24 protein-coding genes and 1 riboswitch are annotated in these 21,808 nt (G+C 60.5%); of the genes, 16 read left to right on the top strand and 8 right to left on the bottom strand.

The genetic code is table 11. The features are described from left to right. The first annotated feature begins 7 nt into the window (after positions 1-7). From MR935_RS10720 to MR935_RS10685, 8 genes are all read left to right on the top strand, one after another. On the top strand, positions 8-1,144 hold the full coding sequence (locus MR935_RS10720; RefSeq protein ID WP_290573393.1) for a DEAD/DEAH box helicase: 1,137 nt from the start codon (positions 8-10) through the stop codon (positions 1,142-1,144). 117 nt (positions 1,145-1,261) lie between these two features. Continuing rightward, positions 1,262-2,065 (top strand): glutamate 5-kinase, encoded by an 804-nt coding sequence (gene proB, locus MR935_RS10715; RefSeq protein ID WP_290573390.1) that lies wholly within the window; start codon positions 1,262-1,264, stop codon positions 2,063-2,065. Between the two features lie 37 nt (positions 2,066-2,102). Then, positions 2,103-3,347 carry a glutamate-5-semialdehyde dehydrogenase gene (locus MR935_RS10710; RefSeq protein WP_290573389.1) on the top strand — a complete coding sequence of 415 codons (1,245 nt, stop codon included), beginning with the start codon at positions 2,103-2,105 and terminating at the stop codon, positions 3,345-3,347. Further along, positions 3,347-3,943, top strand: coding sequence for a CYTH domain-containing protein (locus MR935_RS10705; protein ID WP_290573388.1), 597 nt, complete (start codon positions 3,347-3,349; stop codon positions 3,941-3,943). The genes MR935_RS10710 and MR935_RS10705 overlap by 1 nt, the downstream gene beginning before the upstream one ends. Before the next feature lie 129 nt (positions 3,944-4,072). Then, positions 4,073-5,617 carry a sodium/proline symporter gene (locus tag MR935_RS10700; protein WP_290573387.1) on the top strand — a complete coding sequence of 515 codons (1,545 nt, stop codon included), beginning with the start codon at positions 4,073-4,075 and terminating at the stop codon, positions 5,615-5,617. Continuing rightward, positions 5,614-6,486 carry a ComEC/Rec2 family competence protein gene (locus MR935_RS10695; RefSeq protein WP_290573386.1) on the top strand — a complete coding sequence of 291 codons (873 nt, stop codon included), beginning with the start codon at positions 5,614-5,616 and terminating at the stop codon, positions 6,484-6,486. The genes MR935_RS10700 and MR935_RS10695 overlap by 4 nt, the downstream gene beginning before the upstream one ends. Next, complete coding sequence (locus tag MR935_RS10690) at positions 6,483-6,725, top strand: DUF3006 domain-containing protein (RefSeq protein ID WP_290573385.1); 243 nt, start codon at positions 6,483-6,485, stop codon at positions 6,723-6,725. Before MR935_RS10695 ends, MR935_RS10690 begins: the two co-directional genes overlap by 4 nt. Positions 6,726-6,754: 29 nt before the next feature. Next, complete coding sequence (locus MR935_RS10685) at positions 6,755-8,020, top strand: diaminopimelate decarboxylase (protein WP_290573384.1); 1,266 nt, start codon at positions 6,755-6,757, stop codon at positions 8,018-8,020. A gap of 95 nt (positions 8,021-8,115) precedes the next feature. Here MR935_RS10685 and MR935_RS10680 read toward each other — a convergent pair whose 3' ends face one another. The 8 genes from MR935_RS10680 to MR935_RS10645 form a co-directional block, all read right to left on the bottom strand. Further along, positions 8,116-8,355 (bottom strand): hypothetical protein, encoded by a 240-nt coding sequence (locus tag MR935_RS10680; protein ID WP_290573382.1) that lies wholly within the window; start codon positions 8,353-8,355, stop codon positions 8,116-8,118. Between the two features lie 16 nt (positions 8,356-8,371). Continuing rightward, positions 8,372-8,884, bottom strand: a complete 513-nt coding sequence (locus tag MR935_RS10675; protein ID WP_290573380.1) for a putative signal transducing protein — start codon at positions 8,882-8,884, stop codon at positions 8,372-8,374. A gap of 6 nt (positions 8,885-8,890) precedes the next feature. Next, the gene (locus MR935_RS10670; protein WP_290573379.1) at positions 8,891-9,481 is read right to left on the bottom strand and encodes a tRNA (mnm(5)s(2)U34)-methyltransferase; all 591 of its coding nucleotides are present in this window, start codon (positions 9,479-9,481) and stop codon (positions 8,891-8,893) included. Positions 9,482-9,549: 68 nt separating this feature from the next. Further along, complete coding sequence (locus tag MR935_RS10665; protein ID WP_290573378.1) at positions 9,550-10,074, bottom strand: peptidoglycan recognition protein family protein; 525 nt, start codon at positions 10,072-10,074, stop codon at positions 9,550-9,552. A gap of 220 nt (positions 10,075-10,294) precedes the next feature. Further along, positions 10,295-10,831, bottom strand: a complete 537-nt coding sequence (rbr, locus tag MR935_RS10660; RefSeq protein WP_290573376.1) for a rubrerythrin — start codon at positions 10,829-10,831, stop codon at positions 10,295-10,297. A gap of 51 nt (positions 10,832-10,882) precedes the next feature. Further along, entirely contained in the window at positions 10,883-11,266 is a 384-nt protein-coding gene (locus MR935_RS10655; protein ID WP_290573374.1) for a Fur family transcriptional regulator, read from the bottom strand. Positions 11,267-11,502: 236 nt separating this feature from the next. Further along, entirely contained in the window at positions 11,503-12,165 is a 663-nt protein-coding gene (locus tag MR935_RS10650; protein ID WP_290573372.1) for a GDSL-type esterase/lipase family protein, read from the bottom strand. 47 nt (positions 12,166-12,212) lie between these two features. Then, positions 12,213-12,662 carry a YhcH/YjgK/YiaL family protein gene (locus MR935_RS10645; RefSeq protein WP_290573371.1) on the bottom strand — a complete coding sequence of 150 codons (450 nt, stop codon included), beginning with the start codon at positions 12,660-12,662 and terminating at the stop codon, positions 12,213-12,215. A gap of 190 nt (positions 12,663-12,852) precedes the next feature. Between MR935_RS10645 and MR935_RS10640 the strand changes: the two genes are divergently transcribed. The 8 genes from MR935_RS10640 to MR935_RS10605 all read left to right on the top strand — a co-directional run bounded on the left by MR935_RS10640 (position 12,853) and on the right by MR935_RS10605 (position 21,555). Then, a complete protein-coding gene (locus tag MR935_RS10640; protein WP_290573369.1) occupies positions 12,853-13,497 on the top strand; it encodes a YesL family protein in 645 nt (214 codons plus the stop codon). A 168-nt stretch (positions 13,498-13,665) separates the two neighbouring features. After that, the gene (locus MR935_RS10635) at positions 13,666-14,865 is read left to right on the top strand and encodes an AGE family epimerase/isomerase (protein WP_290573368.1); all 1,200 of its coding nucleotides are present in this window, start codon (positions 13,666-13,668) and stop codon (positions 14,863-14,865) included. A gap of 35 nt (positions 14,866-14,900) precedes the next feature. Beyond that, positions 14,901-15,755 (top strand): MurR/RpiR family transcriptional regulator, encoded by an 855-nt coding sequence (locus tag MR935_RS10630; protein WP_290573367.1) that lies wholly within the window; start codon positions 14,901-14,903, stop codon positions 15,753-15,755. Positions 15,756-15,933: 178 nt separating this feature from the next. Beyond that, positions 15,934-17,280 carry an ABC transporter substrate-binding protein gene (locus tag MR935_RS10625; RefSeq protein WP_442863040.1) on the top strand — a complete coding sequence of 449 codons (1,347 nt, stop codon included), beginning with the start codon at positions 15,934-15,936 and terminating at the stop codon, positions 17,278-17,280. Between the two features lie 190 nt (positions 17,281-17,470). After that, entirely contained in the window at positions 17,471-18,361 is an 891-nt protein-coding gene (locus MR935_RS10620; RefSeq protein WP_290573391.1) for a carbohydrate ABC transporter permease, read from the top strand. Positions 18,362-18,377: 16 nt separating this feature from the next. Then, on the top strand, positions 18,378-19,262 hold the full coding sequence (locus tag MR935_RS10615; protein ID WP_290573366.1) for a carbohydrate ABC transporter permease: 885 nt from the start codon (positions 18,378-18,380) through the stop codon (positions 19,260-19,262). Between the two features lie 53 nt (positions 19,263-19,315). Beyond that, complete coding sequence (locus MR935_RS10610; protein ID WP_290573364.1) at positions 19,316-20,230, top strand: dihydrodipicolinate synthase family protein; 915 nt, start codon at positions 19,316-19,318, stop codon at positions 20,228-20,230. A gap of 191 nt (positions 20,231-20,421) precedes the next feature. Further along, entirely contained in the window at positions 20,422-21,555 is a 1,134-nt protein-coding gene (locus MR935_RS10605; RefSeq protein WP_290573362.1) for an ABC transporter ATP-binding protein, read from the top strand. 132 nt (positions 21,556-21,687) lie between these two features. Then, positions 21,688-21,808, top strand: a riboswitch (FMN riboswitch). This riboswitch is flagged as partial in the annotation.

The raw sequence follows: 21,808 nt of genomic DNA, 5'->3' as shown, positions 1-21,808 counted from the left end.
ACAGAATCTGACCTTTGCAGATCTTGGATTATCGAAGGAAATTTTGCAGGCGCTCGAGCAAAAGGGCTACGGCTACCCCACGCGCATTCAGGCCGAGGCCATCCCGCCGTTCATGCAGTGGAAGGATGTGATTGCCAAAGCGCCGACCGGCACGGGCAAAACCTTTGCGTTCGGTATTCCGATGTTAGAGCATATTGACCCCGAAAGCGAGGATTTGCAGGGCCTCATTCTCGCGCCGACAAGAGAGCTCGCTATCCAGATCTGCGACGAGCTCAAGGGCCTTGCCGCGTTCAACAAAAACATCCGCGTCGCGGTAGTTTACGGCGGGGCAAAAATCGAGCAGCAGATCAAGCAGCTGTCCAAACATCCGCAGATCGTTGTCGCCACACCCGGGCGGCTCATGGACCACTACAACCGCAAGACGCTGCGGCTTGACAAGGTGCAGACGGTCGTGCTGGACGAAGCAGACCGCATGCTCGACATGGGCTTTTTTGACGATGTGACGAAGATCATCGAGCGCGTCAAGAACCGGAAAAATCTCGGCCTGTTCTCCGCGACCATCTCGCAGGAGGTCATGACCGTCTCGTGGATGTACCAGCGCGACGAGGTGGAGATCACCGTCCCTGCCGATACGGATAACCGCCCGGACATCACCCAGTACTCCATCACCTGCCCGCCGCTTGAAAAGGTTGACATGGCCATCCGCCTCATCCGCACACTGGGACTCGAGCGGACGATCATTTTCTGCAACACGAAGGTCATGTGCCAGCGGCTGAGTGATGATTTAAGACGTTTCGGCCTGCAGGCCGACTGCATCCACGGCGATATCGCACAGCAAAAGCGCGAAAAAACAATGCGCACGTTCAAGGAGGGAAAGCTCCTCGTACTCATCGCGACCGACGTTGCCTCGCGCGGCATTGACGTCGACGATGTCGACTGCGTCATCAACTACGACGTGCCCGAGGAGAACGAATATTACATCCACCGCATCGGACGCACCGGACGCGCCAAGCGGCACGGCGTGTCCTACACGCTGCTCACCAGCATCGCGGAGAGCGTCCGCATGAATGACATTGAGCGCGCCACCCGCGGCCAAGCCGCCAGGCTCCGCTACGAAAACGGCGTGCTGCTCGAGGTCGAGTGAGCTGCGCCGCCGGGTTTTTCCGCTTTGCATGCAAAGTTTTTCCAGTGCGCTTGTATCCAGCGATTTACTATGCTAAAATGAAAGCATACATCCCAGTAAGCCAAAGGAGAATCCCCCATGCTGAACATGAACGAGGTGCGCCGCATCGTGGTTAAGGTAGGCACCTCGACGCTGACTTATGCCAATGGCAAGCTTAACATCGGCCGCATCGAGCGCCTGTCGCGCACGATCAGCGACCTGCGCAACCGCGGCTATGAAATGGTGCTCGTCTCGTCCGGCGCGGTCGGCGTGGGCGCGGCCAAGCTCGGTCTGCGCGAGCGCCCGCGTGAGCTGGCCATGAAGCAGGCCGCCGCCGCCGTCGGCCAGTGCGAGCTGATGCACATTTACGATAAGATGTTCCTCGAATACGGCGTGAACGTAGCGCAGATACTGCTGACGCGGGAAAATATCATTGACGACGACCAGCGCCGCAACATCCAGAACACCTTTTCCGCGCTGCTGCGCACGGGCGCCGTGCCCATCGTCAACGAGAACGACACGGTCGCCACGGCCGAGCTGACGCGCATCGAGAGCTTTGGCGACAACGACACCCTTTCCGCTGTCGTCGCGCGCATCTGCGAGGCCGACCTGCTCGTCATCTTCTCGGATATCGAGGGACTGTACGATGCCGACCCGCGCAAAAACCCACAGGCCAAGCTGATCGGCCATGTTTCCCGTATCGACGCCAAGATCCGCCGCATGGCGGGCGGCGCAGGCACGGCAAACGGCACGGGCGGCATGGCCACCAAGCTCACCGCAGCCGAGCTATGCATGGACGCAGACATCCCCATGCTGGTCGCAAGCGGCGAGCGGGAGGGACTGCTGTACGACATCGTGGACGGCAAGCCGGTCGGCACGCTGTTTGCCCGCGCGCACAGCTGACACCCCGCCCGGCTGACACGACAAGGAGGAAACCGACATGAGAGACCTGCTCACCATCGCCCGGGACGCGAACGCCGCCAAGCGCGCGGTCGCAAAGCTCGGCACGAACGACAAAAACCGCGGCCTTGCCGCCATCGCCGACGCGCTCCTCGCGCATACGGACGAGATCCTTGCCGCAAACCAAACCGATATCGAAAACGGCCGCGCGGCCGGCCTGAACGACGGCCTGATCGACCGCCTGACGCTTACCGAGAGCCGCATCGCCGCTATTGCCGAGGGCTGCCGCCAAGTGGCTGCCCTGCCCGACCCGATCGGCGAGGTGCTCTGGATGCGCAAAACGCCCGGCGGACTTGACATCGGCCAGAAGCGCGTGCCGATGGGCGTGATCGGCATCATCTACGAGGCGCGGCCCAACGTCACCGTTGATGCGGCGGCGCTGTGCTTCAAGGCAGGCTCGGCCTGCATCCTGCGCGGCGGCAAGGAGGCGTTTCACTCCTCGCTGTGCCTGACCCGGCTGATGCGGCAGGCGCTGCGCGCCGAGGGGCTGCCTGAGGACGCGGTCAATCTGGTCGAGGACACCTCGCGCGAGAGCGCGACCCAGATGATGCGCCTGAACGGCTATCTGGACGTGCTCATCCCGCGCGGGGGCGCGGGGCTGATCCAGTCGGTCGTGATGAACGCGACCGTACCGGTCATCGAAACGGGCACGGGCAACTGCCATGTGTATGTTGACGCCGCAGCCGATCTGGATATGGCGCAGCGCATTCTGGTCAACGCCAAATGCCAGCGCCCCTCAGTCTGCAACGCGGCCGAGAGCCTGCTGGTGCACCGGGATGTGGCCGAGGCCTTTCTGCCAATGGCGCGGGACGGCCTTGCACCCGCGGGCGTGACCATCCACGGCTGCCCGCGCACGGTAGCGCTGCTGCATACCGCCGTGCCCGCGACCGACGAGGACTACGCCAAGGAATACCTCGGCTACGAGCTATCCTGCCGGGTGGTCGACTCGCTCGATCAGGCGATCGACCACATTAACCGCTACAACACCGGCCACTCGGAGTGTATCGTCACCCGGGACTATGATGCCGCGCGGCGCTTTCTGGACGAGGTCGACGCCGCGGCTGTCTATGTCAACGCCTCAACCCGCTTTACTGACGGGTTTGAGTTCGGCTTTGGCGCGGAGATCGGCATTTCCACGCAAAAGCTGCACGCGCGCGGCCCAATGGGGCTGACCGCGCTGACCACCACTAAATTTATCATCTACGGAAACGGGCAGGTGCGCTGATGGAGGAACACGAATATAAGTGGCGCGCGAGCGAGCCGCTCATCGCGCAGGTAAAGGCGTGGGGGCTTGCCCAGCCCGATGCCCAGCGCCGCGTGATACAGATGCGCTCGCAGTATTATGACACGGTAGACGGTCTGCTGCGCCGACACGGCGCTGCGCTGCGCCTGCGCCGGGAGAACGAGCGGACGGTATGCTGTCTCAAATGCGGCGGCCACACCACCGCAGACGGTATGCACGCGCGCGAGGAATATGAGTGCGTGGCCGACAACGCGGCCGACGGGCTCTCCCGCCTGCCCGAATGCGGCGCGCCGCTCGACCTATGCACGCTGGCGCTTGCCGCCCCGCTCGAAATGCTCTGCGCGGTCGATTTCACGCGCTGCGCCGTGCGCCTCCGGCAAGAGGACGCGCTGTGCGAGCTTGCGCTTGACGAGGGCGAGCTGCGGCACGGCACACGCACCGCGCCGCTGTACGAGATCGAGCTTGAGCTGCGCGCGGGCGGCGAGCAGCCGTTCCACGCCCTCGCCGCTGCGTTGGCGGACAGGTTCTCGCTCATTCCCGAGCCGGAAAGCAAGCTGGCACGCGCCCTGCGGCTTTGAGCCGGACGCATACCGCCGCCGCGCCCTGCGATGCGTTCTTGCAATAAAAGCCGTTTTCCGCTATAATAAATAGAAGAAGTTGACGAACGGGGCATGTGTCCCGCCATTATCAAACATAAGGGGAAATTTATGACTACTGCTTCCATTTGCATCCTGATCGCGATCATCGCCTATCTGCTGATCGTGCTGTTTATCGGCTTCCACTTTGCCGACAAGAACGAGTCCACCTCCGATTTCTATCTGGGCGGCAGAAAGCTCGGCCCGCTCGTCACCGCGATGAGCGCGGAAGCCTCGGATATGTCCAGCTACCTGCTGATGGGTCTGCCCGGTCTGGCCTATCTGTCCGGCATCTGCGATGTCGGTTGGACGGTCATCGGACTTGCGGCCGGTACTTATCTGAACTGGCTGTTCACCGCGCGTCGGCTGCGCCGGTACACCCATGTCACCGGCTCCTATACCCTGCCGCAGTTCTTCTCCCAGCGCTTTCGTGATAAGCAGAATATCCTTGCCGCCATCGCCGCGCTCATTATTATCGTCTTTTTCATTCCCTACACCGCCTCGGGCTTTGCGGCCTGTGGCAAGCTGTTCTCCTCGCTGTTCGGCGTGGATTACATGACGGCTATGATCGTCTCGGCGGTCATCATCGTTGCCTATACCGCGGCAGGCGGCTTTCTCGCCGCCTCGACGACCGACTTTATCCAGAGCATCATCATGACCTTCGCCATCCTGTTCGTGCTGATCTTCTCAACGGTGTCGGCCGGCGGCATCAGCGCGGTGATGGAAAATGCCAAGGCGCTGCCGGGCTACCTCTCCATGTCCGCCACCTACACCGAGGCGGCCGGCGCGACCCCCTACGGCCCGCTCACCATCCTGTCCACGCTCGCATGGGGCCTTGGCTACTTCGGTATGCCGCACATCCTGCTCCGCTTTATGGCGATCGAGGATGAAAACAAGCTCAAGCTGTCCCGCCGCGTCGCCTCTGTTTGGGTGGTCGTGGCCATGGCCGTTGCCGTGCTGATCGGCGTTGCCGGCCGGGCACTCAGCGATGGCGGCTTGATCCCGCAGCTCACCGGCGCGGACAGCGAGACCATCATCGTCCGCATCGCCGATTTCCTGTCCGGCTTCGGCATCCTGCCCGCGCTGATCGCTGGTCTGGTGCTCGCGGGCATCCTCGCCAGCACCATGTCCACGGCGGACTCGCAGCTGCTGGCCGCTTCGTCCAGCGTATCGCAAAACCTGCTGCTTGAAACGTTCCGCCTGAAGATCTCGGAAAAGGCCAGTATGCGCTTTGCCCGTCTGACCGTTATCGTCATCGCGGTGCTTGGTGTGTTCATCGCACGCGACCCCAACAGCTCGATCTTCGGCATCGTATCTTTCGCGTGGGCGGGCTTCGGCGCAAGCTTTGGCCCGGTCGTCATCTGCGCGCTGTTCTGGAAGCGCACCACGCTGTCCGGCGCGGTCGCCGGCATGGTGGCGGGCGGCGTTGCCGTGTTCGCGTGGAAGTATCTGATCAAGCCCATGGGCGGTATTTTCGGCATTTATGAGCTGCTGCCGGCCTTTCTCATCGGTCTCGCCGCCATCTTTATCGTCAGCCTGCTGACTCCCGCGCCCGACCGGGAGATCACCGAGGAGTTTGAGCTGGTTCGGGCAGGGGGTGCGCTTGAGCACCGATGAAAAAGCGACTTCGCCTCATCCTGTCGCTCGTCGCGGCGCTCATCCTTGCGCTGGACGGCGGCCTGTATCTGCTCGACCATCTTTCCGCCGGGCGCACGCTGACCGAGGACACTGCGGTACACTTCATTGATGTCGGCCAGGGTGACGCGACGCTGCTGCTGTCCGGCCGACAGGCCGTGCTGGTCGACGCGGGCACGCCCGAGAGCGCGGACGCGCTGGTCGGCTATCTGCACGGGCTTGGCATTGAGCGGCTGTACGCCGCCGTCGCAACCCATCCCCACGCCGATCATATCGGCGGCATGGCGCAGGTGCTGGATGCGTTCCCCGTCGAGCACTTTTACATGGGGCCGGAAACGGCCTCCACCGCGGTCTATGCCGCGATGCTGGACGCGCTCGAGCGCGGCGGCGTGCACCCCACCCTGCCCGCGCCCGGCGACGAGCTGGTGTTTGACTCGGGCGCATCGCTCTTATTCCTCGGCCCGGACGATGATGTATCCAAGCGCACGCTGAACGACCGCTCGCTTATCACGCTGTTCCGCGCGGGCGAGCAGCGCGTTCTACTGATGGGTGACGCCGAAGTCCCCGCCGAGCAGTCCCTGCTTGCCCACCAGCCGCTGCTTACCTGCGATATCCTCAAGGTCGGCCACCACGGAAGCGATACCTCCTCCTCGGACGAACTGCTCCGCACCATACAGCCATCCACCGCCGTTATCTCCTGCGGGTTGGATAACGACTATGGCCACCCCAGCGCGCAAACGCTGCGCCGCCTGTCCGAAGCGGGTGTGGACGATGTCCGCACCACAGCCGAGGCGGGCACCGTTGTCATTTCACTCGATCCACCATCATCTGACAAGGAGAATGCCGCATGAAACAGACCGGTATCGTCGACCGCTTTGAAGGCGATTACGTTGTTGTTGAGATCGGGAATCAAATGGTCAATTTCCCCCTTGCCGAAGCGCCCGCCATGCTGGGCGAAGGCATGGTCGTCATCATCAAGGACGGCCGCATCGTCGACATCGACCAGATCGAGACCCAGCGCATCGAGGATGATATGCGCCGCCGCTTCGAGCGCATCCTCGGCAAGCAGACCAATGAGACCTTCCCCTGAATATTCGATAGAAAGAAAGGCGAAAAACCATGGAAAAGACCCCCTTTATTACCCTTGAACAGGTGCAGGAAATTGTAAAAACCTACCCGACTCCCTTCCACATCTACGACGAAAAAGCCATCCGCGCAAATGCCCGCAAGGTAAAAGAGGCGTTTGCTTGGAACCCCGGCTTCAAAGAGTATTTCGCCGTTAAGGCCACGCCCACGCCCCGCCTGCTTCAGATTTTGCATGAGGAGGGCTTTGGCTGTGACTGCTCGAGCTATACCGAGCTGCTGATGAGCAAGGCCTGCGGCATCACGGGGCACGATATCATGTTTTCCTCCAACGTCACCCCGGATGAGGACTTCAAGCTGGCCTCCGACCTTGACGCAATCGTCAACTTTGACGATATCACCCACCTTGACTACTATGACAAGGTAGGCGAATGGAAGGAGACCATGTCCTGCCGCTTTAATCCGGGCGGCGACTTTGTGCTCGAAAACGAGATCATGGACACCCCGCAGGAGGCCAAGTACGGCATGACCCGCGCGCAGCTGATCGAGGCGTTCAAAATCATGAAGACCAAGGGCGTCAAGCACTTCGGTATCCATGCTTTTCTTGCCTCCAACACCGTAGCCAACGAATATTACCCCGCGCTCGCCCGCATTCTGTTCAAGCTCGCGGTCGAGGTCGCCAAGGAGACTGGCGTGCACATCGCGTTCATCAACCTGTCCGGCGGCGTCGGCATCCCGTACAAGCCGTGGCAGGAGCCGAATGACATCATGGCCATCGGCGAGGGCGTGCGCCGCGCGTTTGAGGAGGTGCTCGTACCCGCCGGTATGGGCGATATCGCGATCTACACCGAGATGGGGCGCTTCATCCTCGGCCCCTATGGCGCGCTGGTCGCCAAGTGCATCCACCACAAGCACACCTACAAGGAGTACGCGGGTCTCGATGCCTGCGCCGCCAACCTGATGCGCCCGGCGATGTACGGCGCGTATCACCACATCACCGTGTTGGGCAAGGAGAACGCCCTGCCCGACCGCACCTATGATGTGACCGGAGGCCTGTGCGAGAACAACGACAAGTTCGCTATCGACCGCAACCTGCCCCGCATCGACATCGGCGACTATGTGTATATCCATGACACCGGCGCACACGGCTTCTCGATGGGCTATAACTACAACGGCAAGCTGCGCTCGGCCGAGCTGCTGCTGGGGGAGGACGGCGGCGTTGAGCTGATCCGCCGCGCGGAGACCCCAGCGGATTACTTCTCCACCTTCGACTTCACCGGCCTGTTTGGCTGCGAGGACTGACCTCAATCAACGACAAAAAAGGGAGTGCGTCATGCACTCCCTTTTTTATGCGCCACCGCACAAATCGCCAAAGACGCAAATGTGCGGTTGCCGCCTTATATTTCCCGCAGCAGCAGCGCGGCGGCCAGCGCGATCAGAAGCACAGCCAACACGCGCAGGATGCGCAGCAGCCTGTCCCGCCGCGCATCATCTCGCAGCCATTTCTCCTCCGGCTCGTCCGCCGCCGGGAGACACTCCGTGCCGTCCGGCCGGTGGTCGATCAGAGGAAGCCGACAGGTGTTGCACACAGTAAAGCCCGCGCGGAACTCCGCGCCGCATTTGGGACACCATGGCATACCGCTTCTCCCCCCCTTACATGCGCGCCGAGACAAAATACAGCAGCACCAGCGCCGCCGCAATAACGCCTATCACGACCGGCAGCAACCGAAAGGATGCGCTGTCCTCCGCCGGCTGCTCGCTTGCTTCCAGCGCCTGCTCCTCGGCCAGGCGGGCAAGCTCTTCCTCGGCCAGCGGGGCCTGCTCCAGCTCGCGGTTCGTCTCGTCGATCAACGCACGTGCGCGCGCCGTCTGTGCGGCATCCACCAGCACCTCCACCCCAAAACGGGCATCCGCGCCGCTGTACGCCTGTATCTGCCGGAAAGCCGCCGGGCGGTTGAACACCGCAATACCTTGACCGCGCAGCATGTCACAGACCATCTCGGCCTCCAGCCGGTTTTTCGCCACATAGACCGCCACCGGCTTTTCCATGTCTACCGGCTCGTCTATGGACGATTCTGCCGGATGCTGCACCAGCGCCACATGACAGGTGCTGCATTCGGTCAAACCCGCACGGAACTCCGCGCCGCATTTGGGACACCATGGCATACTGTCTCACTCTCCCTCCGGCAATATTGTATCACAGCAGGCGCACTCTTTCCAGATAAAGATAGGCATGGGCGGATCGTTTTTCCGGTTGATCCAATCGCCGCACAGAACAGCGAACGCACGGTCATTTATGTGCTTTAAGTATGATAAAATCGCGTTTTTCTCCTCATATCCGTTTTTTCCGCCGTAATATAGCGCAAGCGCCATCATACCGCCCGGACGCAGCAGCCGCAGCCCTGCGTCGATTGCGGGCAGCGAGGAGGCTGCTTTTGTGAAAATATGCGGGTCGCCGCCCGGCAACCGCCCGAAATTGAACACGATGCAGTCGACCGTTTCGGGCGCAGCATAGCGCGCCATCTCGGCGTGGCTGTCCTGCACGACCGTGGCGCGCAGCCCTTCGGCCGCGAGCAGCGCGCGCGTCTGCGCGACCGCCTCGGGCTGGATGTCAAACGCCAGCACGCGCCCGCGCTCTCCTGCCAGACGGCACAGCAGCGCGGTGTCGCGCCCCTTGCCCGCCGTCGCGTCAATGCAGAATGCGCCCTCGCGCACATTCCGCCGCAAAAAATCATGCACCAAACCCAATGTATTCCGCTGCATTTCTGCTTCCTCCCTCTTGCATCTCCCGCGCTGCGCGCTATGTAAAGTATAGCGGACCATGCCCGCTTTTACAAGCAGCTTACCGGCGCTGGCTCGTCTGCCCGCAGCCGGCTTTGGAACGCCTGCCACGCTGCCGCACTCTCGACAAACGGCGTGGGACAGGTTTTATGCGTCACGTCGTAATGGCGCAGCACGTTATCCGCCGGGATGGCGTACCGCGCCATCAGCCGCCGCACCAGCGCCGCCGCGCGCGCGACAGTCTCCTCCGGTATGCTGTACCGGCCATCGCGGAGGCGGCTGCACAGCGCGATCCCAAGGCTGTTTTCGTTGCGGCAGTATGGGTGGAAATACACCCGCCGCGTGCCGCAATGCCACGCGATATCGCTCTCCCGCACGGCCTGCCAAACCGCACGCTCATCTACCAAGTAATGCACCGAGACCGAGACGACCTCACGCGCCAACCGCACGGCCTCGCTTTCGGCGTTCTCCCCGCCGCCCGCCGTACTGTGAATCACCAAATAGGCGATTTGCCCCTGTCCGCGCATCGCCGGACGGTAGTTGCCGCGATGCGCCTGCCGAAAATGCACTTCCATCATACCCACCCCCTGCATCCATATGGCTGACCGGCGCACAAATTGACGTCATTTGGTCAACAGCCATATTTATGCAGCGCCTTGCCGCCCTATGCCGCAAAGCGGCAAGCCGATCGCGGCTATTTTCACCCTGCCGCGCGCGCAAAAAAGGCTTCGGAGCCATGCTCCGAAGCCTTTTACTGTTATCGTATACCGTGCTTTTCCCTGCGGTGGACGATGCTCAATAATTTTCGGCCTTGATCTCGAAATATGCCTGCGGATGCGCGCATACCGGGCATACTTCGGGCGCTTGCTTGCCGACAACGATGTGTCCGCAATTCGAGCACTGCCAGATGCAGTCGCCGTCACGCGAGAAGACCAGCTTGTTTTCCACGTTGGAGAGCAGCTTGCGGTAGCGCTCCTCATGCTCCTTTTCGATCGCGCCGACCTTTTCAAACAGTGCCGCGATATCGTCAAAGCCTTCCTCGCGCGCTTCCTTGGCGAAGGTGGCGTACATATCGGTCCATTCGTAATTCTCGCCCGCAGCCGCGGACTGCAAATTGGCCGCCGTGTCACCGATGCCGCCCAGCAGCTTAAACCAAATCTTGGCATGTTCTTTCTCGTTGTTGGCCGTCTCCTCGAAGATCTTGGCGATCTGCACATAGCCCTCCTTCTTTGCCTTGGAGGCAAAATAGGTGTACTTGTTGCGCGCCTCGGATTCACCCGCAAACGCAGTACGGAGATTAGCCTCGGTCTTGCTTCCCTTCAGGTTTGCCACTTTCTTGTTCTCCTCTCCATGATTTATTTTCGGCTGCCCGCCGGACGCGGCTCACTTACCGCGGCACTGGGCGCAAACGCCTTCAAACAGGATGTCATACCGCTGCACCTCTACGCCTTCAGCGTCGTCAATGCGCTCGATCAGATCGTCAAGCTGCGGCATGTGCACATCGTATACTGCGCCGCATACGCTGCATCGCACATGGAAATGCTCGTCTTTTCGGAAATCGAACCGGTCGGCTCCGTTGGGCATGGACACGCGGCGGATCTCCCCTTGCGATGCAAGCTGGTTCAGGTTGCGGTATACGGTAGCCTTGCTGATCGAGGGATGCTCGGCCACGACCGCCTCATAGACCCTATCTGCCGTAGGGTGGTCGTGCATCCGCAGCACAGCTTGTAAAACGATCTGCCGCTGCACGGTATTTCTGGTTTGCATGTTTTCACCTCCTTTTAATTAGTATAGATTATCATTTGAATTATATACACAAATTCTACATTTGTCAAGTATTCCCCAAAAATTTTTTGCGCTCTTTGCAAGCTTGCAATACATAGAATGCCAAGCAAAAGAATGAGGGTTATGGCCTTTACATCCTCTCTCCGGCTGCGCGGGCATGACAAAGGGAGCAGCCTCACAGCCTGCTCCCCCATCTATTATCCCAGCGTACCGCGCCGTTATGTCAAGCGTGGGATCAGCTCGGCCAACGCCTTTGCCAAAACCGCGTGGCTCTGCCGCGTCAGGTGCATGAAATCCACCTGATTGAACGCGCAGCCCACAGCGGCCGCGTCCAGAAAATGTACGTTTTCCTCATCGGTCACGGCCTGATACTGCGCGGCCAGCCGGCGGGATTTTTCCACCGAGGCCTTTCCCATCTCGTCCGTCACGGGTGAGGTCTCCATTCCCGCGCCGATAGGCGGCGGCGCGATAACCAGAATATTGGGCTTGCCGGACGGTCCCCAGCAGTCGGTCGCCTTGGCCTTACGAATCAGGCGGCGCATCCCCAGCCCGATGGCAAACGCATTGGCCGACATACGCTCCTTTACGTCGTTCGTGCCGAGCATGATGACCAGCAGGCTGACCGGCTCGTGGCTTTTCAGACAGGGGTACAGGTAATGCAGCGCGTCCAGTCCCTCATACAGCGGATCCGGAAAGACGGTCGTGCGCCCCGAAAGCCCCTCCTCGACCACCAGGTAGCCCTCCCCGAGCGCCTTTTGCAGCAGGCAAGTCCACCGCTCCTCCTCGTTGAAGCGCGCCAGCGCAGGATCGGCGCAGTCGTCGGGGTCTGCGCAGTAGCCGTGGGTGTTGGAGTCTCCCAAGCAGATGATATGTTTTTTCACAGTTTCACCTCATAAAATCGAACATGACCCGGGACATAGGGCGCGGCTTATGCGCCCATGTCCACCTTAAAAACGCTCTTTGTCACCGTGGCCGGGCTGCCCAGCTGCATCTTCAGCTTGTGGGCGTCGCCGGGCAGCACGATCAAAAAAGAGCCGGGCTGCAGCACCAGAGAGACCTCCTCCGGGCCGTGCATCGACCAGAAATCCTTTTCCGGCTGCGCGCTGTCAGTCTGGAGCACCGAGATATTCGAAACCGCGACCCGCTCCGCGCCCGCCCGCATAATCTGCACGTCCGCAAACCGGGCGTGAGCCTCGAAAAAGGCCTGCTCCTCGGGTACCGTGTCGTAGGTGAAGCAGTTGCCGTAGACTTCCTCTCCTTTGAGTTCGACGCGCTCCCCCATCTCAGACAGGTGCGCGCCGATGTAGTCCAGCGCGATATCCAGATTGGGGTGCAGCCCCTTGTAGCGTGCGATGTTGGACAGCTTGTCGTAAATCATCTATATAACCTCCTCTTCCATAGTAAACAAGCAAACGCGGGGCGGCACCCGCGAAAAGCTGCCTTTTCGGCACTTGCGAACAGCCGACGGCTGTGTTATGCTGAAAGCGGCATCATGCCGCCGCATTCCTCCATGCTTTGCGAGAGCGGCAGCGCTGCCCGAAACCAGACTTTTGATGGGGAGACATATCATGCTTCGGAGTATTTTCAACCCCGACAATCTCTTTTTCCGCTTTACCGACCGGGTGCTCGACCTCATGGTGCTCAGCCTGCTGTGGGTGGTGTGCAGTCTGCCGGTCGTGACCGTCGGCGCGGCCTCAGCGGCGCTGTATTACAGCTGCGCCAAGTGCCTGCGGCACAAGGAGGGCGGCGCTTACCGCAGCTTTTTCGCGGCCTTTCGCCAAAATCTTCGGACAGGCTCCGCCGCCACAGCGGTGTTTTTGCTGCTGGCGCTGCTGCTGACTGCGGGTTACGCGGTGCTCGAACGGCTCGCGCCGGATGTGTTCCGGGTGATGTATCTGGTGCTGCTGCTCCTGCCCATCGCCGTGGCCTGCTGCGCGTTTCCGCTCCTGTCCCGCTTCGCCTGCACGGTGGGTGGGTTGCTGGCCACCAGCCTGCGGCTGACGCTCCGCCACCTGCCCCGGATGCTCGCGCTTGCCGCCTTGTATGTGGCGGGCGCGGCACTGACGCTGCGGCTCTGGTACGCCGCTGTCGTGCTGCTGACGCCCGCGCTGTGTGCGCTGCTGTCAACCTACCTGCTCGAGCCTGTCTTTCGGCACTACACGCCCCCGGAGGAGCGCGCGGCGGGCGAGGAGCCGCCTTGGTATCTGCGCTGAGACTGCCGTGCGGTCCTTCATCGCCACCTTAGCTGATGGTCTGCTACTCACAGACTATCAGCTTTTTTCATTTTGTCAATAGCCTGAAAAAATTTTTCCATTCTTTCTTGACGAGTTGTACAAATTACCCTATCATAGTGATATCAATTGAAAGGATGGTGTTCCCAAATGGACAACGCAAAACTGCAAACCTACCGGGACTGGGTGCGAAGCGAGTTGGACGCCTGTGTCAGCTTCTGGCTGAAAAACGGCATGGATCCCGTACACGGCGGCGTGTACACCTGCTTGGACCGCAAGGGTGAAATCTACTCGACCGACAAGAGCGTGTGGATGCAGGGACGCTGCGGCTGGATTTTCGCCTATCTCTGCCACAACTACGGCGTAAAGGAGGAGTGGCTGGCCGCGAGTCGAAGCTGTCTGGACTTTATGGAGCAGCATTGCATCAACCATGCGGCCGGCGGCCGGATGTACTTCACCGTTACAGAGGACGGCAAGCCGCTGCGCCAGCGGCGCTACTATTTCTCCGAGGCCTTTTACGCGCTGGCCAACGCCGAGTATTACGGCGTGACCGGCGAGCAGGCGCATCTTGCGCGCGCGCGCCGCGCCTACGACCTGTACTGGGATTTGGCGCACGGTATGCCCGACCCCGTGGGTATGCCGCCCAAGACCATCCCCGAGACCCGTAAGGGCCGCGCCTTCGGCATCCCTATGATCATCCTGAACGTCACCGGCGTGCTGCTGCGGGTCGACCCGGAGCGGCAGGCGCTGTATGAGCAGCGCGCCCAAGCCTGCGTGGACGAGATCTTCCAATACCATGTCCACCCCGAGCTGCAATGCGTGCTGGAAAACGTCGACGTGGACGGCACGCCCCGGCTGAACTACACCGAGGGGCGCATCGTCAACCCCGGCCACGACATCGAGGGCGTCTGGTTCCTGCTTGAGCACGCCCAGCGCACCGGGGATAAGGAGCTGGTGCGCAAGGCCGCCCAGATCTTCGACTGGGCGATCGAGGCCGGCTGGGACGAGGAGTATGGCGGACTGCTGTACTTTACCGACTGCCTGAAAAAGCCACCCGAGGCCTATGAGCACGATATGAAGCTGTGGTGGCCGCACAACGAAATTCTGATTGCCTCGCTGATGCTGTACCGGGATACCGGCGAGGACAAGTACCTCGGCTGGTTCGACAAAACGCTGGCCTACTGCAAGACACACTTCTCCGATCCCGCCTATGGCGAGTGGTACGGCTATCTGCGCCGGGACGGCCTGCCCACGCAGCCCAGCACCAAAGGCTCGACCTTCAAAGGGCCCTTCCACCTGCCCCGCTGTCTCATGATGTGCGACGCGATGCTGGGGCAGCTGCTGGATTGAGCGCACGCACGCGCCAAACGGAAAGGAGACACAGCATGCCCGAGGAAGACGTTTTTACCCGCATCACCCAAAAATACTATCAGCTGACCGCTTCTGAAAAGAAGCTGGCCAATTACATCATGGCCAACGGCCAAAACGCGCAGAACATGTCGATCACCGAGCTGGCCGCGACCTGCGGGGTGGCCGAGGCCACGATCTCCCGCTTTTGCCGCCGGATGGAGTATGGCGGCTTTATCGCCTTTCGGGTCGCCCTTGCGGCGGCCACGGCTTCGCGCACCGACCCACGGATGCTGTCCGGCTCGATCCAAGCCGACGACAGTGTGCCCGAGCTGTGCAGCAAGCTGGCCAGCATCGACATCAGCGCGATCCACGAGACCAAGGCGCTGATCGAGCCCGAGGCCATCCGCACCGCAGCCGATCTCCTGCTGGCTGCGGACAAGGTGTTCTGCATGGGACAGGGCGGCTCGATGCTGCTGGCCGAGGAGGCCGCGCACCTGTTTACCACGGTATTCTCCGGCTTTTTTCCCGTGCGCGACTCCCATATGCAGGTCATCACGGCGTCCAGCCTGTGCGAAAAGGATGTGATCCTGTTCTTTTCCTATTCCGGCTCGACCAAGGATTTGATGGACGTACTGCGCATTGCCCAAAAGCGGAGCACGAAGGTCATTCTGATCACCCGCTTTCTCTGTTCGCCCGGCGCGGGGTTGGCTGACTGCGTGTTGCAGTGCGGTACGACGGAAAACCCGCTGCAGCTCGGTTCGGTCGCCGCGCGTATCGCGCAGCTCTATCTGATCGACGTGTTGTTTTCCGAGATGTGCCGCCGCGATCTCGAGGGCTGCGGGCACCAGCGGGAGCAGATTGCGGACGCTTTATCGGACAAGCACCTATGAAACCGACAAATATTTCGGGGGTTTTATCACATTGTTGAAAAAATTTTGATATCATGATGGTGATATTGAAATTTATTTCATTTGCATCTTGACATTTCTTTCATGTAATTGTACAATCTGCATATAGCAATCCCGGATAGTCTACGCATTTTTATTAAACTTTATAGGAGGATGACACATGAAGAAGATGAAGAAATTTCTTGCGCTGGGTCTGTCCGTGACCATGGCTCTGTCCTTGGTTGCCTGCGGCGGCACCGCGCAGAACGGCGGCGATCCCGCGGCGACAGACACACCCGCCGACGGCGCACAGACCTCGATCTCCCTCTGGACCTATCCGATCGGCGGCTGGGGTGATGAGAAGGCCGTCAAGGAGCTGACCGATGCCTTTGAAGCCGATACCGGCATCAAGGTGAACGTTGAGTACTTAGCTTACGCGGACGGCGACGACAAGGTCAACGCCGCTATCACCGCCGGCAGCGCGCCCGACCTCATCATGGAAGGCCCCGAGCGTCTGGTCGCCAACTGGGGTGCCAAGGGCTACATGGTCGACCTGTCCGCAATGCTCGATGACGAGGACAAGAGCGAGATCAACGGCGCTGCCCTCGCCGCCTGCACCACGGCTGACGGCAAGGTGTTTGAGTATCCGCTGGTCATGACCGCGCACTGCATGGCCATCAACAAGAATGCTTTTGAAGAGGCCGGCGCTCTCCAGTACCTCGACCTTGAGAACCACACTTGGACGACCGAGAACTTCATCAAGGCGGTCGACGCGCTGTACGCCAAGTACGGCGAGACCGTGGCTGCTGTCTTCTGCGCCGGTCAGGGCGGCGATCAGGGCACCCGCGCGCTGATCAACAACATGTACGGCGGCACCTTCACCAACGCCGACCACAGCGCCTACACTTGGGACGATCCGGCCAACATCAAGGCGCTTGAGCAGCTCAAGTCGATGAACGGCGTTGCGTTTGACGCCTCTCTGCAGGGCGGCGACGAGATCACCAAGTTCTATCAAGGCATCCTGAAGATGGCCTTTTGCTGGAACATCGCCCAGCAGCTCGATCCCAACGCGGCCGGCACCGGCGCGGAGAAGACCATCACCGGTGACGACATTGTATTCATGAGCTTCCCGTCCGAGACCGGCGAGTCCAAGCTCTGCGGCGGCATCTGGGGCTTTGGCGTCTTTGACAACGGCGACACTGCCAAGGTAGACGCTTCCAAGCAGTTTATCAAGTACATGTGCGACTCTGCTAAGACCGCGGACGCTGTCAAGACCGCCAAGTACTTTGCCGTTCGCAACACCACCGAGGGTGTTGACCTGTCCGGTATCTGGGCTGACGAACCCATCATGGCTGAGTACAACAAGCTGATGCCTTACCTGGGCGACTACTATCAGGTCACCTCCGGCTGGGCGCAGGCTCGCACCTCCTGGTGGAACATGCTGCAGGATATTGGCGAGGGCGCTGACGTTGCCGAAACCGTGTCCACCTACATGGCTGAGGCAAACGCGGCCGCTGCTGCAGGCTGATATCTGACATTTATCACCGCATAAGTGAAATGTAGCGCGCCCCTTCCCCGCGACGCGCGGGGAAGGGGCGTTCTTTTTTGAGCGGAGCACGCGGGCAACACCGGCTTTGCCCGGCCTGCGGCGCGGCGCTCGACCATTCGATTCAGAGAGAGAGAGGCGATTTATTTTGGCTAAACAGCCTAAGTCCACCATGAGCCGCGCGCTGGTGCGGCGCGAGACCACTTCCGGCTATCTCTTCCTGCTGCCGAGCCTGATCTTCTTCCTCGGCTTTGTCATCATCCCCATGATCACCTGCATCATCAACAGCATGACCGACGCCAACATGGGCACGCAGGGTCTGGGCAACTTCGTGGGTCTGTACAACTTCCAAAAGCTGTGGGGAGACAAAACCTTCCGCGAGGCGCTGTGGAACACCTTCCTGATCGTCATCGTCAGCGTACCCACGGTCTGCGCGTTCTCCCTGTGGGTGTCCTCCGCCATTTACAAGCTCAACGGCAAGCTGCTGTCGGCCTTCCGCTGCATCTTCTATCTGCCCGTTGTCACCGGCTCGGTGGCTGTTACCGTGGTGTGGAAGTGGATGTATGACAACTACACCGGCGTGTTCAACTATCTGCTCAAAAGCTCGGGGCTGATCGAAAAGAACATCAACTGGCTGGGCGACTCCCGCTTTGCCATCTGGTGCATCATCCTGATCCTGTTCACCACCTCCGTCGGCCAGCCCATCGTGCTGTATGTTTCGGCGCTGGGCAATGTCGACCAATCGCTGGTCGAGGCCGCCGAGGTCGACGGCGCGACCAAGTTTCAGGTGTTCTGGCGGATCAAATGGCCGCAGATCATGCCCACCACGCTGTACATCCTTGTCATCACCACCATCAACTCCTTCCAGTGCTTCGCGCTGATTCAGCTGCTGACAAAGGGCGGCTCGGGCACGAACACGGTGATGTACTATATCTACTACACCGCCTTCAAGCTGACCGAGCAGGCCGGTCACTTCGGATACGCCAACGCCATGGGCGTTGTGCTGGCCATTTTCATCGGCCTGCTGTCCGCCCTGCAATTTAAGCTGGCCAAGGAAAAGTAAGGGGGAAGCCACATCCATGAAAAGCACTTCAAACCGCTCCAAAGCCTATAAGGTCGTCAGCATGATCCTGCTGTTTGTGCTGGCCTTCCTGTTCCTCTTCCCGCTGTATTGGATCATCACCGGCGCTTTCAAGACCGGTCAGGACATTTACGCCACCACACCGGCGTGGTTCCCCTCCGAGTGGTCGATGGTCAACTTCGCCAAGCTGTTTGACCGCCGCTCCGAGCCGCTGTTCCAGCTCGGATCGCTGGCCGGGCCGATCGTACCTGGCGCGATCCGCTGGCTGGTAAACACCGTGTTCATGGCCGTTATGGCGATGATCCTCACCTGCATCACCGCGGCCATGGCGGGCTACGCCTTGGCGAAAAAGCGCTTCATCGGCCGCGCGCTGCTGTTCTCGCTGATCGTGTGCGCCATGGCGCTGCCCAAGCAGGTCATTTTGATCCCTCTGCTCAAAGAGATGTCCGCGCTGCGGCTGTATGACACGCTGTGGGCGGTCATCTTCCCGACAGTCGGCTGGCCGTTCGGCGTGTTTCTGATGAAGCAGTTCTCCGAGGGCATACCGGGCGAAATTCTGGAGGCCGCCCGCGTCGACGGCGCTAGCGAGTGGCGCACCTTCTCGACCATCGTGCTGCCCATGGTCAAGCCCGGCATTGGCGCGCTGGCCATCTTCACCTTCATCAATTCTTGGAACGATTACTTCATGCAGCTGGTCATGCTGGCCAGCAACTCCCGGTATACCATCTCGCTCGGCATCGCCACCATGCAGGCCGAGACCTCGATAGACACCGGCCTGCTGATGGCCGGCGCAACGCTGGCCGCCGTGCCCATCATCATCGTATTTCTGATATTCCAGAAATACTTCACGCAGGGCATCACCATGGGCGCTGTCAAGGGCTGATGCCCCGGCGCACTTCCTAATTTCCGAAGATCATTGGAAAGGATCTGTTAACAATGTCTGATATTCAGAAATATGAAGGGATTTTTCCCGCGTTTTACGCCTGCTATGAGGACGACGGCTCGATTAGCCCCGCCCGTACCCGCGCGCTGGCCAAGTATTTGCTGGGCAAGGGCGTCAAGGGGCTGTATGTGGGCGGCTCGTCCGGCGAGTGCATCTACCAGAGCGTGGACGAACGCAAGATCATCCTCGAAAACGTGATGGACGCGGTCGGCGGCAAGCTGACCATCATCGCCCACGTAGCCTGCAACAACACCGCTGATTCGCAGGATCTGGCGCGCCACGCGGAATCCCTCGGCGTGGATGCCATCGCGGCCATCCCGCCTATCTACTTCCACCTGCCCCCCTACGGCATCGCCCAGTACTGGAACGATATCTCGGCTGCCGCGCCGCATACTGATTTTATCATCTATAACATCCCCCAACTGGCGGGCGTGGCGCTGTCCACCCCCCTGCTGCAGGAGATGCGCCAAAATCCGCGTGTGATCGGCGTCAAGAACTCCTCCATGCCCACGCAGGATATCCAGATGTGGAAGGACGAGGGCGGCGCGGGTTTCGTGGTGATGAACGGCCCGGATGAGCAGTTCATCTCCGGCCTTGCCATGGGCGCGACCGGCGGCATCGGCGGCACCTACGCCGTCATGCCCGAGCTGTTCCAGAAGGTATATGCGCTGTATCAGACAGGCGATATGCCGACCGCCGCCGCAGTGCAGAACGATATCTGCCGCATCATCTACAAGATGTGCGCCGCCCACGGCAACCTGTACGCTGTGATGAAGGCCATCCTGAAAAAGCGCGGCTGCGATATCGGATCTGTCCGCAAGCCCCTGCCCGCCCTGATCGACAGCGATATGCCCGTGGTAGACGAGGCCGCCGCCATGATCGACGCAGCGATTTCCAAATACCGCTAAGTCCAAATTTTTCAGCCCGGCGTCGGATGCTACTCCATTTCCATAGCGTTCGGCCAGCCATAAAAAAGGAGGAGACCAAGCCCGCCCGGCCGGCGGTGCGGCAGTGTGGAGACCTGTCGCAGCGCGATAGAGGTTCCGCTCTTCTATCGTGAGGGCGCGTCTGCGGAGGCAGGACGCTCACGGCCATACTTATGGCAACTGTTTCTTTGAAAGGCATCAAAAAAATCTATGACAACAAGGTCACCGCTGTCCATGATTTTGATCTGGAGATCGCGGACAAGGAGTTTATCGTGCTGGTCGGCCCGTCCGGCTGCGGCAAATCCACCACCCTGCGCATGGTCGCCGGGCTGGAGGAGATATCTGAGGGCGATCTGCTGATCGACGGCAAACGCGTCAACGACGTTGAGCCGAAGGATCGGGATATCGCCATGGTTTTCCAGTCCTATGCCCTCTATCCCCATATGACCGTGTATGAAAACATGGCCTTTGCGCTCAAGCTGCGCAAGCTGCCCAAGGACGAGATCGACAAAAAGGTGCGCGAGGCCGCCGAGATACTCGACATCACGCAGTATCTGGACCGCAAGCCCAAGGCACTTTCGGGCGGCCAGCGCCAGCGCGTGGCCATCGGCCGCGCTATCGTCCGCCACCCCCGGGTGTTCCTGATGGACGAACCGCTGTCCAATCTCGATGCCAAGCTGCGCAACCAAATGCGCGCGGAGATCATCAAGCTACGTCAGCGCATCGACACCACGTTCATCTACGTTACCCATGACCAGACTGAGGCCATGACGCTGGGCGACCGCATCGTCATCATGAAGGACGGCTACATCCAGCAGATCGGCACGCCGCAGGAGGTGTTCGACCATCCCGCCAACGTATTCGTCGCCGGCTTTATCGGTATGCCCCAGATGAACTTCTTTGACGCACAGCTGGTCGCCGAGGGTAGTGGCTTCCAGGTCAAGGTGATGGACGCTGTCATAGACCTCCCCGCCGACACCGCGGCCAAGCTGAAAGCCGCTGGGGCAGGCTCCAAGGCTGTCACCCTCGGCATCCGTCCCGAGCACATCTCGTTCTCCGAGCAGGGCGGCGCCCATTGTCTGACCGGCAAGGTAGACGTGAGCGAGATGATGGGCAGCGAGATCCATCTGCACGTCAGCGCCGGTGGACGTGATGTGGTGCTGCGCGTGCCTACCACCGAGCTTGCCAGCGCGCACAGGGGCGGCTTTGCCTACGGCAATCAGATCCACTTCACCTTCCGCAGCGACCTGATTCATCTGTTTGACCCCGAGACGGAGAAGAATCTGATTCCCCTGCAAAACGGCTGAGCTGCAAACGACCACAAAAGCGCCGGGGCTGACCCGGCGCTTTTTGCTGCCTCCCAAAAAAACGCTTGCATTCTGCGCCAAACAGGTTTATACTGAATAACAGTAAAACGCTGTTTTACCAAAACCGAATATCAGATTCTTCAGGGCAGGGTGCGATTCCCTACCGGCGGTACAGCCCGCGAGCGGCGGTCTCTGTGTCAGAGGCCAATGCATGATTCGGTGAAACTCCGAAGCCGACAGTATAGTCTGGATG

The sequence above is a fragment of the Agathobaculum sp. genome (genome assembly GCF_022775115.1).
In the GTDB taxonomy this organism is placed as follows: domain Bacteria; phylum Bacillota; class Clostridia; order Oscillospirales; family Butyricicoccaceae; genus Agathobaculum.
This window is presented reverse-complemented; position numbering and strand designations above follow the sequence as displayed.